Origin of the sequence: Oerskovia sp. USHLN155, assembly GCF_037145535.1 — a bacterium.
GTDB lineage: Bacteria > Actinomycetota > Actinomycetes > Actinomycetales > Cellulomonadaceae > Oerskovia > Oerskovia rustica.
This window is the reverse complement of the sequence record NZ_JBBCXG010000010.1, coordinates 192,975-207,891: the sequence shown is the minus strand read 5'-3', so window position 1 is coordinate 207,891 and position 14,917 is coordinate 192,975. Positions and strand designations below refer to the sequence as shown.

Sequence of the window (14,917 nt, the reverse complement as noted above, 5' to 3'; positions counted from 1 at the left end):
CTGTGGAACCGGCGGGTGCACTGCGGCGCCGACCCCTGAGGCCGACGACCCGCTACGCGACGCCGGGCTCGCGCCGCGGCACGGCGTGGTCGGTCACCTCGGGGGCCGCGAGCATCTCCGGTGCGCCTCGCACGAGGAGCCAGGCCGGCAGGATCGCGAGGCACAGCACGGGCAGGACCCCGACGTCTCCGACGACCGCGACCGCGACGAACAGCGCGATCCACCCGTCGCGTCCCACGGCCAGGACCACGCCCAGGACGCCGCTCGCGACCGAGAGACCGAGCGGCGCGCCCGGGAAGGCCGCGTTGACGGCCACCCCGGCGGCGACCCCGATGAACACCGCGGGGAAGATCCGCCCGCCCCGGAACCCCGCCGCGGCCGCGATCACGAGCGCCACGAGCTTGACCGCGAAGATGAGGACCAGGTTCCACGTCGAGAAGTCGGCGCGCTGCTGGACGAGCTCGAACGACTGCTGGGAGCCCTTGAACAGCGTGAGCGGGCCACCGATCGCGCCCAGGACGCCCAGGAGCACGCCGCCGAGCGTCACGTACAGGACCGGGTTGCGCATGCCGTGGAAGAACCGGTGCACGTGCGGGAACGCGAGCACGCCCAGCAGGGCGGCGCCTGCGGCGAGCGTCGCGACCGCGAGCGAGATCCCGACGTCGCCGATGTCCGGCACCCCGAGGTCGGGCAGGTCCATCGACGCGAACGGGCGACCGAACGCGTCCATGGTCATGGCCCCCGCACCGGCCGAGACGAGCGGGAGGAACAGCCGGTCGAACAGCGGGCCGCCCCGGGGGAAGCCCGCGACGACCCCGGTGAACACGAGCGCGGCCGCGACGGGCGTCCCGAACAGCGCGCCGATCGTCGCGGCCGCCGCGAGCATCACCACGAGGTCCGTGGGTACCTGGGGCCACAGCCGCGCGACCAGTGCCACGAGCAGCGCGGTGTTGATCGCGATGATCGGGTTCTCGGGCCCCAGGCTCACTCCCCCGGCGAGGCCCAGGACCGTGACGACCACGAGGCTGGGCAGCACGCGCAGCGGCAGCGGGGGCGCGATGAGCTCGGTCGTCGCGGAGTCGCGGCCGCCGTGCCCCGGGACGAGCCACACCACGAGCCCCACGAGCAGGCCCGCACCGGTCAGCATCGCGAAGATCCACCAGCGCGAGTCCGGGTCCATGCCCAACGACCCCGGCAGGTCCGTCCACAGGAGGTCCTCGGCCTCGGCCGACAACCAGTCGAGGGCGTAGAGCACGAGCGCCGAGATCATCCCGACGAGCACCGCCGGGACGCTCAGCCGCAGCAGCGTGCGCAGCGCAGGGGCGTCCGGCTGGCCCGCGGCGGCAGCGGGCACCGGGTGGGGGGTCGCATCCTCGTCCCGCGCGGGCATGCGCCCAGCGTGGCACGCACGAGGTCGGTGCGCGCCCCGGGGCCGACGCCGGTCGCCCGACGGCGACGCATCAGCCCCAGGGCTGAGCCCACCCCGCGAGGTCCGCGCCCTGAGGCGAGGGCGCGTGCCGCCGTCGGGCCGATGTCCCTGGCGCGAAGCCTTGGGAAGGTCGACGGGTGCCCCTCCGCAACGACGCCCGCACCGCGCGCGGCCACCGCCCCGCATGGACCGCGCCCTGGCCCGACGCCGCCACCCGCGCCGCGCAGGCGACGCGCCACGACCTGCACCGAGCCCGCGCCGTGACGTACGGGATCGTGCTCACGCTGCTGGTGACGGCCGCCGTCGAGGCCGAGGTCTGGCCGCTCACCGCGTACCGGCTCTTCAGCACGGTGCGGACCGGCACGACCGTGAGCCTCGAGCTCGTGGCCGCGACCGACGACGGCGACGTCCTCGTCCAGCCGGCCGACCGCTCCGAACCCCTCGCCACGACGGCCCGCCAGTACCCGGACCTCTCCCCGGCCACGCCCGAACGGCGCCGCGAGATGGTGACCGCGTGGCTCGCCCTGGCCGGGATCGACCCTGCGGCCGTGACCACGGTGCGGCTCGAACGCGCGGTGCGGACGCTGCCCGACGGGACCAGCACCTGGGTCGAGCGGTCGCGCGAGACGGTCCTGGAGGTCGTGCCGTGAGCGGCCCCGCGGGCTCGTCGCTGTGCCGGGCGGCGCGCGTCGTCGACCGCGCCCTCGTGGCCCCCGGGCCCGCCCACCGGCTGCTCGAGGTGCGCACGCTGCTCGCTCTCGTGATCGGGCTGCGCCTGGCCACCCGCGACTGGACCAGGATCGCCGACCGACCGGCCGCACTCACCGACCACGGGACCGTCATGGGCTGGCTGCTCCTCGCCCCGCCCGCGTGGCTGCTCGTCGTGGTGCAGTGCGCCGGGCTCCTGGGGGTGGCGCTCGTCGTGGCGCGCCGCTCCGGACGCGCGGGGTTCGTGCTCGCCTGGTGCGCGTACACCGCGCTCGCTGCCCTGTGGGGCAGCTCGGGCAAGGTCCTGCATCCCGACGTCCTGACCGTCACGGTCGGGTTCGTCCTGCTCCTCGCCGCCGACCCGCCGCAAGCGCTGCCCGCCACCGGGCGGAGCCCGCACTGGGGATGGCCACCGCGTGCCGCGCTCGCGGCGCTCGCCACCGTGTACTTCCTCACCGGCGCGCAGAAGCTGCGGCACAGCGGCACCGGGTGGGTCTTCAGCGACAACATGTCGTGGGTCCTGCGCCAGGGCGGGAGCGGGTCCCCGTTCGGGGAGGCATGGGTCCACGCCGTCGCCGACCAGCCGTGGCTCACGCAGGCGCTCGCGGGCGGGGCGCTCGTGCTCGAGCTGACAGCTCCGGTGTGGCTCGCGATCCGGGTCACGCGCGTCCCGTTCGTGCTCGCGGTCGCCGCGATGCACGGCAGCATCTGGGCGTTCCTCGGGCTGGACTACTCGGCGTGGGTCCTGACGGCCGCGGCCGTCGCGGTGCCGATGGCGCTGCGGCCCGGGCGACGGCTGCCGGGGCGGTGGTTGTCGGGGCCGGGGTTGTCGGGGCCGGCGCACGAGGACGGGGCGCGCCCCGCTGCGGGAGCCGTCGTGGGGGTGGGGGGGAGGGGGGGGGGGGCGCGCCCCCGGGCCCCCCCCGCCCCCCCCCCCCGGGGGGGGCCGGCCGGGGGGCCCCCCCCGCCCCCCCCCCCCGCGGCCCCCCCCGTCGCCGCATCTCGCGTCGGGCTCAGGCCGTGCGGCGCAGCCGGGCGCCCAGCGCGTAGGCCCCGACGACGGTCGCCGCGGCGACCAGCACCACGTCCTTGAGGACGTACTGGCCGAGCAGCGTCATGCCGGAGCCGAACAGCTCGTCGAAGAACAGCACGGTCGGGGCGAGGATCCCGACGAACGCGCCGGCCATGACCACGAGCCCCGCCCGCAGCCAGTACCCGCTGACGAGCGTGAGGCCGATGAAGCACTCGACGACCGCGGTCACGACCACGGCGACCGTGCCGTGGACGAGCCCCAGGGTCAGGGTGTCGATCGTGCGCTCGGCGACGACCTCGGCCGGGCTGGCGCCGGGGAAGAACTTCAGGACCCCGAACCCGAGGAAGACCAGGCCGAGCGCGACCCGCAGGGCCGGGACGGACCAGCGGGTCAGGAAGCGTGCGAGGGCGTCGACGGCGTCGCTCACGTGGGTCGAGACGGAGCCTCGGCGGGAGATCGCCGGACCGTTGACGGAGAGGGTGGACATGGACGTGCCTTTCGGGAGGTGGTGGGTTGTCGGCGCCTCGTCGTCGGGCGCACACCCAGAAGGAGCCCTCCCGGGCGACGGGTGATGCGGGTCACACCACGTTTCACCCACCCGCCCGCTCCGGCACCACGAAGGCCTCGACGGCTCGGCCGTCGAGGCCTTCGTCGCCCGCACCGCTGCGGGTCCCCGGCGCGCACCCCGGTCCCTCAACCGGGTCCACCACCCGGCGCGCCGGTGGGTCTTCGGGCGCCCCTACTTGCCGAACATCTGCGCGAACGACGGCACGCCGTCGAACATGCCCGTCGCGGTGCGCGGCTCGCGGGCCGCGACCGTGGTCGCGAGCTCCTTGGCCGCCCGGCGGATGCGGGCCGGGAGCGGGCCTGCGTCGTGCGTGCTGTCGCCCTCGGCCGCCCAGTCGTCGGTGGCCGCGAAGACCGAGGTCGTCGCGACGTCGGCGTGCAGGTACGTGAACAGCGGGCGCATCGAGTACTCGACGGCCAGCGAGTGGCGGGACGTGCCGCCCGTCGCGCCCAGCAGCACGGGCACGCCCTGGAGCGAGTCCTTGTCGAGGATGTCGACGAAGGACTTGAACAGGCCCGAGTACGTGGTCGTGAACAGCGGGGTGACCAGGACGAGCGCGTCGGCGCCCGTGACCTTCTCGTTCACCTCGGCGAGGTCACCGCTCGCGAAGCCCGTGAGCATCGCGTCGGTGATGGCGTGGGCGACGTCGCGCAGCTCGACCGTCGTGACCTCGGCGGCGACGCCCAGGTCGCCGAGCTCGGCCACCGTGGCGGCGGAGAGCCGGTCGGCGAGGAGGCGGGTCGAGGACGGCTGGCCGAGGCCGGCGGAGATCGCGACGATCTGGCGAGCGGTCATGAGGTGGTGCTCCTGGTTCGTGAGGGTTCTTCGAGTGTGCCGCACGGTGCGTGCGGCGGGTGGTGCGTGGTGCGTGGCCGGTGGTGCTGAGGAGCCGGGCCGCCCCTGGCCACAAGGGCGGCCCGGCCCGCCCGGGTCACCCCGGGCGGACGGTCGGTCAGAGACCGAACGCGGAGCCCTTGCGGGCGGTCCCCGCACCCTCGGCGGCCTCGGCCGCGAGGATGTCGTCCTCGGCGGTCTTGCCCGTCCAGTGGTCCGCGGCCGCGACGACCTGCTCCGCGATCTTGCCCTCGGCGCGGGCCTTGGCGACGCGCTGGGCGTGGCTCGGCGGGTCGCTCGGGACGTGGGCGGGGCGCTTGGCCTCCATCTCCTTGCGGAGCACGGGCACGACCTCGCCGGCCAGCAGGTCGATCTGCTCGAGGACCGTCTTGAGCGGCAGGCCCGCGTGGTCCATGAGGAAGAGCTGGCGCTGGTAGTCGCCGACGTGCTCCCGCATGGCGCCGTAACGGTCGATGACCTCCTGCGGGCTGCCCACGGTCAGGGGGGTCTGCGCGCTGAAGTCCTCGAGCGACGGGCCGTGCCCGTAGACGGGCGCGTTGTCGAAGTAGGGCCGGAACTCGCGGACCGCGTCCTGGGAGTTCTTGCGCATGAAGACCTGGCCACCGAGCCCGACGATCGCCTGGTCGGCCTTGCCGTGGCCGTAGTGCTCGAAGCGCTGGCGGTAGTACTGGACCATCTGCTTGGTGTGGCTCATGGGCCAGAAGATGTTGTTGTGGAAGAAGCCGTCACCGTAGTAGGCGGCCTGCTCGGCGATCTCCGGGGTGCGGATCGAGCCGTGCCAGACGAAGGGCGCGACGCCGTCGAGCGGGCGCGGCGTGGCCGTGAAGCCCTGGAGCGGCGTGCGGTACTTGCCCTGCCAGTCCACGACCTCCTCCTCCCAGAGGCGGCGCAGCAGCGCGTAGTTCTCGATCGCGAGGTTGACGCCCTCACGGATGTCCTTGCCGAACCACGGGTAGACGGGGCCGGTGTTGCCGCGGCCCATCATGAGGTCCATGCGACCGTCCGAGATGACCTGGAGCATCGCGTAGTCCTCGGCGATCTTCACCGGGTCGTTCGTGGTGATGAGCGTCGTGGAGGTCGACAGGATGATGTTCTTCGTCTGCCCGGCGAGGTAGCCGAGCATCGTCGTCGGGGACGACGGGACGAACGGGGGGTTGTGGTGCTCACCCGTGGCGAAGACGTCGAGGCCTGCCTCGTCCGCGTGCTTCGCGATGGTGAGCATGGACCGCACGCGCTCGGTGTCGTTGGGCGTGCGACCGGTGACGGGGTCGGTGGTGACGTCGCCGACGGTGAAGATTCCGAACTGCATGGGGGTTGCTCCCTCGTCCTTCAAGTTGATGCATTTGCATGTACTTGGAGGAGAACCGGGAAGGTCCCGGGGTTATTCCCCGAACCTGGAGGTGGCGTGGGTCACGCGACACCTCTCCCCGCGGCCCGACGGCGGAGCGCACCCGGGGCGATCGGGCGCCCCGCGCCGTCGGGCCAGGGGTGGGCGGCGGCTACGGGCGCAGCGCGAACGAGTGCATGCCGTCCTCGTCCTGGGGATCGGGCTCGGCCGCGTGCTCCCAGCCCAGTGCCGAGAAGAACGCGAACGCGGCCAGGTTCTCCCGGTCGACGAACGCGACCCAACCGTCGGGGGCGTCCCGCTCGACGTGAGCCACGACCTGGTCGAGGGCCACGCGCCCCAGGCCCGTCCCCCGGCGCGCCGGGTCGACGGCGATGTCGGTGACGGCGTGCGCCGTGCTCTCCCCGTTCGCCCACACGATCCCGACCACCGCGACCGGGACTCCGTCCGACAGGACGACCAGCTCCTCGCCCGTCTCGTCGGCCAGGACGTACTCGAGCCACTCGTCGTCGAGCGGGCCGAGCTCCTCGTCGAGCACCGGGTCCTCGTACCAGACCCGTAGCCACGAGTAGTCGGCGGCCGCGAAGGCGCGGACCGAGAGCGCGGCGCCCTCGCCCCCCACGGTGCTGGTGGACCCGTCGGTGCCGGTGGACGAGGGACGCGGAAGGCGGGAAGGCATGGCCGACATCCTGGCGAACGCCGCCGTGGCCGTCGAGGACATTTCGTTCACTGCGGACGCGGGGCGTACATGATGACCGCGACGCCCACGAGGCACAGGAGCGCCCCGAGCACGTCCCAGCGGTCCGGCCGGAAGCCGTCGACGGCCATGCCCCACACGAGCGAGCCCGCGACGAACACTCCCCCGTACGCCGCCAGGATCCGCCCGAAGCTCGCGTCGGGCTGGAGCGTCGCGAAGAAGCCGTACAGCCCGAGCGCCACGACCCCCGCCCCGATCCACACCCACCCCTTGTGCTCGCGGACCCCCTGCCAGACCAGCCACGCGCCACCGATCTCGAAGAGGGCCGCAGCCCCGAAGAGCAGGATCGAGCGCAGGACGGTCACGGTGGTCTCCTCGGGCGACGACGGGTGAGTGCAGGGTCGCGCCCATCCTCTCGCGCACAGCCCCCTCACAGGCGGACGGGCGAGACTGGCAGGAGGTCGCAGTCCCCGAAGGATCGGAGCCCCGATGCCCACCCCAGAGACCGAGCATCCCGAGCAGGGCGACGCGCACGACGTGGCACCCTCACGGGCGGCGCAGGTGACCGTCAGACGCGCACGCTTCGTCGACGTGCCCGGCGTGGCCCGACTGCTCACCGCGGACCACCCCGTGGTCGACCTCGACGGCGACGGCACCCCCGACGCCCCGGTCGACCCCGAGCAGCTCTCGTCCGCGACCCGGCTCGTCCTGAGCCACGGGATCATGGAGCAGGGCGAGATCTGGGTCGCCGAGGACGCCGACGGGCTGCTGGCCACGACCGTGTGGCTCCCGCCCGAGGTCCCGGCCTTCGAGGACGAGCTGCGCGGGGTCCTGGTGCGCGAGGTGGGCGTCGACCCGCTCGACGAGCCCGCCGACGACGAGCCGGTCCGCGTCGCGACCCGTCAGGCCCTGGACGTCGCCCAGTCCGTGATCGCCGACGCGCTCGACGCCGTCCGTCCGCGCCTCATCCTCGTCGCCGCGGCCGTCGCGCCCGACGTCGAGGGCACGGAACGCGCCGCCACCCTGCGCCTGCTCGTGGACGCGCCCGCGCGCGCCGAGCGCACGCCCGACGGCGTCCCGGTGGCGCCCGCGGACGGTCCGCTGCTGACGGCCGTCGTCGACCCCGCCCGGGTCGAGGGGATGCAGCGCATCGGCTTCGAGGAGCACCGGAGCGTGGACCTCGTGCCGCACGGGAGGCTGTGGATCGGCGTGCGCGCCTGAGGGGCGGCTCGCGACGACCTCGCGTCGTCGACCCACGGGTTCCGTGCGCGCGAGAACGGGGCTGAGGTCGCCAATCCCTCGATGACGGCCTCAACCCCGTTCTCGGCACCGGGACGCTCGGCACCGGGGGCGCGCAGCGCGGGACGCTCAGCTACACGACCGCCGCGACCGCGAGCGCCCCGGCGACCACGGCGAGCGGCGCGAGCACGAGACCCTGCCGGACGAGCGGCCACCAGCCGACCTCGCGGAACCCCATCCAGTGCCGGGAGCACTGGACCCACCACAGCACGGTCGCGACCGACGCCCACGGCGTGATCAGCGGACCGGCGTTCACGCCGACGAGCAGGGCCGCGAGCCGTGCGGGGTCGTCCGCAGCGGCAGGCTCGAGCGCGAGGTAGGCGGGCAGGTTGTTGACGACGTTGGCCGCGACGGCGCCCGCCCCCGCGACCTGGAGCAGGTCCCCCGTCCCGGTCCCGGTGCCCGCGAACCGTGCGAGCAGGTCCCCGAGGCCGTGCACCTGCCACGCCTCGACGGCCACGAAGAGCGAGGCGAGGACAAGGACGGTCCGCCAGGGCACGAGCTCGCCCACGGGCGCCACGAGGTCTCGGCGCCGCGCGAGAGTCACGGCCAGCAGCACGACCGCGCCACCCACCGCGACGGCGGCCACGGGCAGCCCGACGGCGAAGCACACCCCGAGCGCGAGCGTCACGAGCGCGGCGAGCGGCAGGAGCACGCGGTCGCGCTCGGCGACCAGGGGGAGCGCGTCGAACGTCCCGCGCAGGTCGCGGTGGTGGACCACGAGCAGGTAGGCGACCGTCACCGCGACGACCACGAGCGCCGGCAGCCACATGGTCGCGGCGTACGGTACGCCGGGCTGGAGCCCTGCGAGGCGGTGGGCGGCGAGCAGGTTCGTCAGGTTGGAGACGGGCAGCAGCAGCGAGGCCGTGTTCGCGAGCGCGAGGACGGTGAGCGCGAACGGCAGCGGCCGGGATCCCGTGCGACGCGCGATCGTCAGGACCACGGGCGTGACCAGGACGGCCGTGGTGTCGAGCGACAGGACGACCGTGCACGCGCTCGCGAGGATCACCACGAGCCCCCACAGGCGCAGGCGGCCGCCCCGGGCGAGACGCAGCGCCCAGGAGGCTGCGGCGTCGAACAGGCCGGCGGCCGCGCACATCTCCGCGACCACCGTGATCGCGACGAGGAACAGCAGGATCGGCCCGACGCGGGCCGCGAGCCGGCCTGCGGCGTCGAGCGGGAGCCACCCGACCGCGACGACGGACGCGGCCACCACGACGGCCACCGCCCACAGCGGCACCCGCACCCGTCGACCTGCCACGACGTCCTCCCTCCCGGCTCACAGCCTGCTCGTCCCGCCCTGCGAGCGCCCGCTGGACGAGCGGCCGGGTCACTATCGCACGCGCCCGGGCCCGTGCCCTGTGCGGCGTGCGCTTTCGCACCACGCCCGCAGCGGGCAGAGTCGTGGGTATGACGGACGGGACACGGTTGCTGGTGCTGGGCGGGACCGAGTTCGTGGGCCGGGCGGTCGTCGACGACGCCCTGGCCCGCGGCCGGGACATCACGACGTTCCACCGGGGCACGCACGAGGCCCCGCACGGGGTGCGGGTCCGGCACGGCGACCGCACCGCCGTCGGGGGCCTGGACGCCCTCGCCGACGGCGAGTGGGACGTCGCGGTCGACACGTGGTCCGGGGCCCCGAGCGCGGTGCGCGACGCCGCGCACCTGCTCTCCGACCGCGTGGGCCGCTACGTGTACGTGTCGAGCCGGTCGGTGTACACCTACCCGACCGAGGCAGGCGCAGGCGAGGGTGCTCCCCTCGTGGACGCGTCGCCCGACGACGGCGCCGACGTCGACTACGCGCGCGCCAAGCGCGGCGGCGAGCTGGCCGTCGAGGACGCGTTCGGGCACCGCGCGGTCCTCGCCCGGGCGGGACTGATCCTGGGGCCGCGGGAGAACGTCGGGCGCCTGCCCTGGTGGTTGCAGCGGATCGCCCGCGGCGGCCCCGTGCTCGCGCCCGGGCCCAGCGCGCTGCCCCTGCAGTACGTCGACGCGCGCGACCTCGCCGCGTTCGTGCTCGACGCGACCGAGCAGGGCCTGAGCGGGCCGTTCAACGTCGTGAGCCCCAGCGGGCACGCGACCATGGGCGAGCTGCTCGACGCGTGCGTGGCCGCGACCGGCTCGGACGCCGAGCTGCGCTGGACCACGCCCGAGCTGATCGAGGCCGCGGGCATCGCGCCCTGGACCGAGCTCCCCGTCTGGCTCCCCCCGGGCGAGCTGCACGACACCCTGCACCGCGGCGACGTGTCGCGCGCGGTCGAGGCGGGCCTGCGCAACCGGCCCGTCGAGGAGACGGTCGCGGACACCTGGGCCTGGCTGGAGACCCTGCCCGACGGCGCCGCTCCCCAGCGCGCCGACCGCCCCCGGGTGGGTCTCGACCCGGACAAGGAGGCGCGGGCGCTCGCGGGCTGACGGCCCGTCCCCCCCTCCCCCTGGGGGCGACCACGGACCCGTCGTCGGGACGTGCCGGGGTGTCCCCCGGTGCACTCCCGACGGCTTGTCCGTGGCGGTGGTCGGTCGTGCCGGAGCGTGCGCGGCCTCGACGTCACGCTCGCCCCGGCACGAGTCTCTGGGGCGGTGCTACCGCCGCGCGCTGCGCCGACGTGCGGCGCGCCGCCGCGTCGGGCTCGCGAGGTGCAGGAGCACACCGCCGAGGACCACCAGTGACGTGCTCGCCACGACCAGCGGCATGGTCTCGGCGCCGGTCTGGACGAGCCGTTCGGTGGGTGCCTCGGCCTGGGTGACCGCCTCGGCCTGCGCGGCGGCCTGCTGGGTGGTCGCGGCCGGGGCCGGCGTGCCGTCGGCGACCTCGGCCACGTCTCCGGGGATCTCGGGCTGGACGAGCGGCGTCGCGGGGGTCGTCGGCTCCTGCGTGGTGGCGGGCGTCGTGGGCTTCCGGTCCACGAGGGTGGTCGGCTCGTCGGTCGGCTCGAGGATCGTCGACCCCTTCGTAGGGACGGTCGCCGTCGGGGTGGTCCCGGGTCGCCCGGCGATCTGCGTCCACGGGGTCGTGGTGGGCTCCTCCAGGTCCGTCCACGGGGTCGTGGTGGGAGGGTCGACCTGCGTCGTCGGCACCGTCGTCGGCGTGGTCTCGGGAACCTCGACCTGCTCGGTGACCGGAGCCTCCCAGCAGACCCTCACGTGGTCGTAGGTCGGCGCGTTCAGCTCGTCGTGCGCGTCCGCCCCGACCCCCCAGCCCGGCAGCTCTCGCCCCTCGGCCGTGACGACCGTGAGGCTGCGGACGTCCGGCCCGTCCCCCTCGACCGACACCACGGAGCGGTGGAGGACGAGCACGAGGCCCGTCGTGCCGATCTCCACCCGCCCGTCGTCACCACGTCCGAGGTCGGCAGCACCGACGTCCTGGCACGTCGGTTCGCCCGGCGCCGTCTCGGCGTGGGCGGTCTGTGCAACCAGCGGCAGCGTGGCGGTGACGGCGAGCGCGAGCGCGCCGACCTGCAGGGTGCGGGCGACGGCGGTGCGGAACGTGTGGGGGCGGGGGGCGTCTGTCGAGGACATGTCTCCAGCGTCCCGCTCTGCCGCTTCCAGCGGATCGACCCGGCGTCGACCGGGACGCCCGACTTTGGTCGGTGTCCGGTTCGGGACTGCGACCTCAGTCGGCGGCGTCGCGGACCATGAGGGCGATCTGCACCCGGTTGTCGACCCCGAGCTTGTCGAACAGGTGCCCGATGTGGGACTTGACCGTCCCGATGCTCATGAAGAGCTCGGCCGCGATGCCCGCGTTGGACAGTCCACGCGCGACCGCCTGCGCGACCTCCGCCTCGCGCTCCGTGAGGGTCGCCAGGCGCTCGCGTGCGTCCGTGACCGCGCCACGGTCCGCGCGCTGCGACACCGCGGCGATGAGCTGGGCCGTGACCGACGGAGAGAGGATCGGCCGACCGGCCGAGACGGCCCGGACCGCCGCGAGCAGGTCGGGCGGTGCGGTGTTCTTCAGGAGGAAGCCCGTGGCCCCGTCGCGCAGCGCGGTGAGGACCATGTCGTCGGTGTCGAACGTGGTCAGCATGATCACGGCAAGGTCCGGGTGGGTTGCCCGTAGTCGCCGCAGCGCCTCCAGGCCGTCCATGCGCGGCATCCGGATGTCCATCAGGACGACCTGCGGCGACGTCTCCCCGACGAGCCGCAGGGCCTGTGCTCCGTCGTCCGCCTCGCCCACGACGTCCATGCCGGGGTCCGCGCCGAGCATCATGCGCAGACCGGCCCGGACCAGCTGCTCGTCGTCGACCAGGAGGACGCGGATCGGTACCTCGGGAGTCGTCACGAGTCCTCCTCGGGCCAGGGCAGCACGGTCCGCAGCACGTAGCCTCCGTGCCTGTCCGGGCCGTGCTCGAGCCGGCCCCCGGCCAGCCGTGCTCGTTCGGCGATCCCGACGAGTCCCATGCGTCCTCCCTCGATCTGGTGCGGTGTGCGTGCGCTTCCCGGGGCGTTGAGCACCTCGACCGTCAGCAGCCCGCCCGGTGCGCCGTCGACCCGGACGACGACCTGCGCTCCGGCCGCGTGCTTGCGCGCGTTGGTGAGTGCTTCCTGCACGATCCGGTACCCGTCCCTGCTCAGCTGCCCCGGCAGCCCGGGCAGGTGCTCCCGCGTCGCGGCGGCGACCTCGACGCGCACCGGTGTGCCGGCGTCGACGGCCTCGCGAGCCAGATCGTCCACGTCGGCCAGCGTCGGCTGGGGACGGTCGGGGACGGGCGTGCCCTGGTCGGCGTCGGACGACCGGAGGACCCCCAGGACCTGCCGGAGCTCGACCAGCGCGAGGTTCGCGTTGTCCCGGACCACACCTGCCGCCTCGGCGACCTGGTCCGCGGGGAGGTCGGGACGGAACGCGAGCACGCCCGCGTTCATCGCGACCAGCGAGATCCGGTGCGCCAGGACGTCGTGCATCTCGCGCGCGATGCGCGTGCGCTCGGCGACCTTCGCCTGCTCGACGCGCGCCGCCTGCTCCCGCTCGGCAGCCCGGGCTCGCTCGCTCAGCGCCTCGACGAGCTCCCGCCTGTTCCCCTGGTACGCACCGAGCCCGACGCAGGTCGCGTACACCGCGACCGCGACGAGGACCCGCGTCCACCACTGCTGCGTGGCGTCCCCCGACAGCTCGTCGACCAGGATGCCCGCCACGAACAGGGCCCCGACGCCCGCGACGGGCCACCACCGCCGCCACGTGGCCAGCGAGGCCACCGCGACGAACATGGCTCCCAGCGCCGACGAGCAGAACGCCGCGGCGACGACGAGCAGGACCGCGACGAGCACCGGCCGCGCACGACGAAGCCTCAGGAGCGCCAACGCGGCGACACCCGCAGCGGCGTCCGCGAGCCAGCGCAAGGCCGGGGCGTCGGGCGACTCCGCCACGGCGAAGGCGAGGAAGAGCGCACCCACGCCCGCCGCGAAGGCGAACGTCGCGATCTCGCCCTGGGCCGAGCGGCCGGCCGTCGCCGTCGTGCCCGCGCGCTCCGCAGCGCGCCGCGACCGGTCGCCGGGCGGCGGCGCGGGCGACGCTGCTGTGGTCAGGACGGCGCTCCCGGGCTCGGCGATGCCACGGAGACCGGCGTGATCGCCTCGTGCGCGGGCCGCGTGCGCTCGCGCACGACCAGAACGACGAGAGTCACGGCGGCGAGGACGTAGACGACCGGGATGAAGAAGTTCGCGGCGAACGTGGCGCCGGCGTCGGACGGGTGGACCCCGGCCAGGAACGAGGAGAAGTCCCACAGGGCGTGCAGCGCCATGGCCGCGATGATCGTCCCCGTCCCGCGCCGTGCGAGGTACAGACCTGTCCCGGTGAGTGCCGCGAAGAAGATCTGGATGACGGCGCCCGGCTCGTTCAGCAGCAGGTTGGTGAGGTGGAACCCTCCGAACCACAGCGTCGTCCAGAGGATCGCCATGCCCTCGGAGCGGTCGCCCTGACGCATCGCGCGCAGGACGACGCCGCGGAACAGGGTCTCCTCGGTGAAGCCGACCAGCAGGCTCGCCAGGAGGACCGCGAGCAGGTGCTCGGGAGCGAACAGCGACCAGTCGAGCCCCGCGAGGTGCAGCACGGCGACAAGGACCATGACGGCCGGCAGGGTCCACAGGAACCAGCCCGTCGGCAGCCGGCGCGCGTCCCGGAAGACGTGGTCCCAGCGTGCCCAGGCGAGGAAGGCCACGAGCCAGACCGCCCCGGCCGCCAGCGGCAGGACCACCGAGCGCATCGTGGACCCGGCGGTGTCGAAGAAGTCCTCGTACCCGACGCCCGAGATCCGCATCAGGCCGATCACGACCACGCAGTAGACGACGAACACGACCGCCGCGACGGGGACCGTGGGCGCGACGCGCCACCGGGACGAGAGCTCGGCACGTGAGGACATGACGCTCCGTTCGTGACGGGCCCGACCGACGTGCCGCACCCGACGCCAACTTATCCGGCACCCCCGCGCCCTGCCGGGAAGCGAGGCCGCACCGTGTCAGAGCGCGCGCGGTGCCTGGGCCACGCTCCACGCGGGCCGGGGGTCACGGCCGCAGGTAGTCGAAGATCAGTGTCGTGCTCGTGCCCGCGACCTCGGGGCGGACGCTGAGCGTGCTCGCGACGAGGTCCCGCAGCACGGTCGAGTCGCGCACCGCGACGTGCACCATGAAGTCCCGGTCGCCCGTCACGAAGTAGATGCCCTCGACGTTGGGCAGCCCTGCGAGGTAGTCGCGGAACGCCGTGAGGCCCGACCGGGCGTGCGAGTGCAGGCGCACCGCGATGAGCGCCTGGAGGCTCCGGCCCATGGCCGCCGGGTCGATCTCGGTGCGGAAGCCCTGGATGACACCGCGCTCCTGGAGCGAGCGGATGCGCGTGTGGCACGTCGACGGCGCGATCCCGACGGCCTCCGCGACGGCCTTGTTGGTGGCCCGCGCGTCGGCGTCGAGGACGGCGAGGATGCGGCGGTCGGTCTCGTCGAGCACGGCCGCCTGGACCTGCGTCGACCCGGCCCGAAGATCGTTCGGCATGGTCCCCC

16 protein-coding genes are annotated in these 14,917 nt (G+C 74.4%); 4 read left to right on the top strand and 12 right to left on the bottom strand.

All coding sequences use genetic code 11. The features are described 5' to 3' along the window. Window positions 1-52: 52 nt before the first annotated feature. Window positions 53-1,390, bottom strand: a complete 1,338-nt coding sequence (locus WFH32_RS15765; RefSeq protein WP_191794910.1) for an ion channel protein — start codon at window positions 1,388-1,390, stop codon at window positions 53-55. A 176-nt stretch (window positions 1,391-1,566) separates the two neighbouring features. Here WFH32_RS15765 and WFH32_RS15760 point away from each other — a divergent pair, with 176 nt between their 5' ends. Beyond that, complete coding sequence (locus WFH32_RS15760) at window positions 1,567-2,079, top strand: hypothetical protein (RefSeq protein WP_336708259.1); 513 nt, start codon at window positions 1,567-1,569, stop codon at window positions 2,077-2,079. Beyond that, window positions 2,076-3,230, top strand: a complete 1,155-nt coding sequence (locus tag WFH32_RS15755; protein WP_336708257.1) for a hypothetical protein — start codon at window positions 2,076-2,078, stop codon at window positions 3,228-3,230. Before WFH32_RS15760 ends, WFH32_RS15755 begins: the two co-directional genes overlap by 4 nt. On the opposite strand, the gene WFH32_RS15750 is transcribed toward WFH32_RS15755, so the two are convergent. The 5 genes from WFH32_RS15750 to WFH32_RS15730 form a co-directional block, all read right to left on the bottom strand. Further along, a complete protein-coding gene (locus WFH32_RS15750) occupies window positions 3,151-3,657 on the bottom strand; it encodes a DoxX family membrane protein (RefSeq protein ID WP_191794904.1) in 507 nt (168 codons plus the stop codon). The two genes, WFH32_RS15755 and WFH32_RS15750, sit on opposite strands and share 80 nt — an antisense overlap. Before the next feature lie 252 nt (window positions 3,658-3,909). Further along, complete coding sequence (locus WFH32_RS15745) at window positions 3,910-4,533, bottom strand: FMN reductase (RefSeq protein ID WP_191794902.1); 624 nt, start codon at window positions 4,531-4,533, stop codon at window positions 3,910-3,912. 157 nt (window positions 4,534-4,690) lie between these two features. After that, window positions 4,691-5,902 (bottom strand): LLM class flavin-dependent oxidoreductase, encoded by a 1,212-nt coding sequence (locus tag WFH32_RS15740; protein ID WP_191794899.1) that lies wholly within the window; start codon window positions 5,900-5,902, stop codon window positions 4,691-4,693. Window positions 5,903-6,092: 190 nt separating this feature from the next. Next, on the bottom strand, window positions 6,093-6,617 hold the full coding sequence (locus tag WFH32_RS15735) for a GNAT family N-acetyltransferase (RefSeq protein WP_336708255.1): 525 nt from the start codon (window positions 6,615-6,617) through the stop codon (window positions 6,093-6,095). A gap of 47 nt (window positions 6,618-6,664) precedes the next feature. Then, window positions 6,665-7,000 carry a YnfA family protein gene (locus WFH32_RS15730; RefSeq protein ID WP_336708254.1) on the bottom strand — a complete coding sequence of 112 codons (336 nt, stop codon included), beginning with the start codon at window positions 6,998-7,000 and terminating at the stop codon, window positions 6,665-6,667. 124 nt (window positions 7,001-7,124) lie between these two features. Between WFH32_RS15730 and WFH32_RS15725 the strand changes: the two genes are divergently transcribed. Then, complete coding sequence (locus WFH32_RS15725; protein WP_191794893.1) at window positions 7,125-7,856, top strand: hypothetical protein; 732 nt, start codon at window positions 7,125-7,127, stop codon at window positions 7,854-7,856. A 151-nt stretch (window positions 7,857-8,007) separates the two neighbouring features. On the opposite strand, the gene WFH32_RS15720 is transcribed toward WFH32_RS15725, so the two are convergent. Beyond that, window positions 8,008-9,195 (bottom strand): SLC13 family permease, encoded by a 1,188-nt coding sequence (locus tag WFH32_RS15720; RefSeq protein WP_336708253.1) that lies wholly within the window; start codon window positions 9,193-9,195, stop codon window positions 8,008-8,010. Between the two features lie 149 nt (window positions 9,196-9,344). Between WFH32_RS15720 and WFH32_RS15715 the strand changes: the two genes are divergently transcribed. Further along, on the top strand, window positions 9,345-10,346 hold the full coding sequence (locus WFH32_RS15715; protein WP_336708251.1) for an NAD-dependent epimerase/dehydratase family protein: 1,002 nt from the start codon (window positions 9,345-9,347) through the stop codon (window positions 10,344-10,346). Window positions 10,347-10,514: 168 nt separating this feature from the next. Here WFH32_RS15715 and WFH32_RS15710 read toward each other — a convergent pair whose 3' ends face one another. From WFH32_RS15710 to WFH32_RS15690, 5 genes are all read right to left on the bottom strand, one after another. Continuing rightward, window positions 10,515-11,450: a hypothetical protein gene (locus tag WFH32_RS15710; RefSeq protein WP_336708250.1), complete on the bottom strand. Its 936-nt coding sequence runs from the start codon at window positions 11,448-11,450 to the stop codon at window positions 10,515-10,517. A 94-nt stretch (window positions 11,451-11,544) separates the two neighbouring features. Further along, window positions 11,545-12,210 (bottom strand): response regulator, encoded by a 666-nt coding sequence (locus WFH32_RS15705; protein WP_191794885.1) that lies wholly within the window; start codon window positions 12,208-12,210, stop codon window positions 11,545-11,547. Next, complete coding sequence (locus WFH32_RS15700; protein ID WP_191794883.1) at window positions 12,207-13,319, bottom strand: sensor histidine kinase; 1,113 nt, start codon at window positions 13,317-13,319, stop codon at window positions 12,207-12,209. The genes WFH32_RS15705 and WFH32_RS15700 overlap by 4 nt, the downstream gene beginning before the upstream one ends. Window positions 13,320-13,447: 128 nt before the next feature. Continuing rightward, window positions 13,448-14,284: a CPBP family intramembrane glutamic endopeptidase gene (locus WFH32_RS15695; RefSeq protein WP_336708248.1), complete on the bottom strand. Its 837-nt coding sequence runs from the start codon at window positions 14,282-14,284 to the stop codon at window positions 13,448-13,450. A 142-nt stretch (window positions 14,285-14,426) separates the two neighbouring features. Beyond that, window positions 14,427-14,909, bottom strand: coding sequence for an Lrp/AsnC family transcriptional regulator (locus WFH32_RS15690; RefSeq protein ID WP_191794879.1), 483 nt, complete (start codon window positions 14,907-14,909; stop codon window positions 14,427-14,429). Window positions 14,910-14,917: the final 8 nt, after the last annotated feature.

Excerpts from the sequence above, each read along its gene's own strand:
- WFH32_RS15765 (WP_191794910.1), bottom strand. The coding sequence starts at position 1,390 with ATGCCCGCGCGGGACGAGGATGCGACCCCCCACCCGGTGCCCGCTGCC.
- WFH32_RS15750 (WP_191794904.1), bottom strand. The coding sequence starts at position 3,657 with ATGTCCACCCTCTCCGTCAACGGTCCGGCGATCTCCCGCCGAGGCTCC.
- WFH32_RS15745 (WP_191794902.1), bottom strand. The coding sequence starts at position 4,533 with ATGACCGCTCGCCAGATCGTCGCGATCTCCGCCGGCCTCGGCCAGCCG.
- WFH32_RS15740 (WP_191794899.1), bottom strand. The coding sequence starts at position 5,902 with ATGCAGTTCGGAATCTTCACCGTCGGCGACGTCACCACCGACCCCGTC.
- WFH32_RS15735 (WP_336708255.1), bottom strand. The coding sequence starts at position 6,617 with ATGCCTTCCCGCCTTCCGCGTCCCTCGTCCACCGGCACCGACGGGTCC.
- WFH32_RS15725 (WP_191794893.1), top strand. The coding sequence starts at position 7,125 with ATGCCCACCCCAGAGACCGAGCATCCCGAGCAGGGCGACGCGCACGAC.
- WFH32_RS15715 (WP_336708251.1), top strand. The coding sequence starts at position 9,345 with ATGACGGACGGGACACGGTTGCTGGTGCTGGGCGGGACCGAGTTCGTG.
- WFH32_RS15710 (WP_336708250.1), bottom strand. The coding sequence starts at position 11,450 with ATGTCCTCGACAGACGCCCCCCGCCCCCACACGTTCCGCACCGCCGTC.
- WFH32_RS15695 (WP_336708248.1), bottom strand. The coding sequence starts at position 14,284 with ATGTCCTCACGTGCCGAGCTCTCGTCCCGGTGGCGCGTCGCGCCCACG.
- WFH32_RS15690 (WP_191794879.1), bottom strand. The coding sequence starts at position 14,909 with ATGCCGAACGATCTTCGGGCCGGGTCGACGCAGGTCCAGGCGGCCGTG.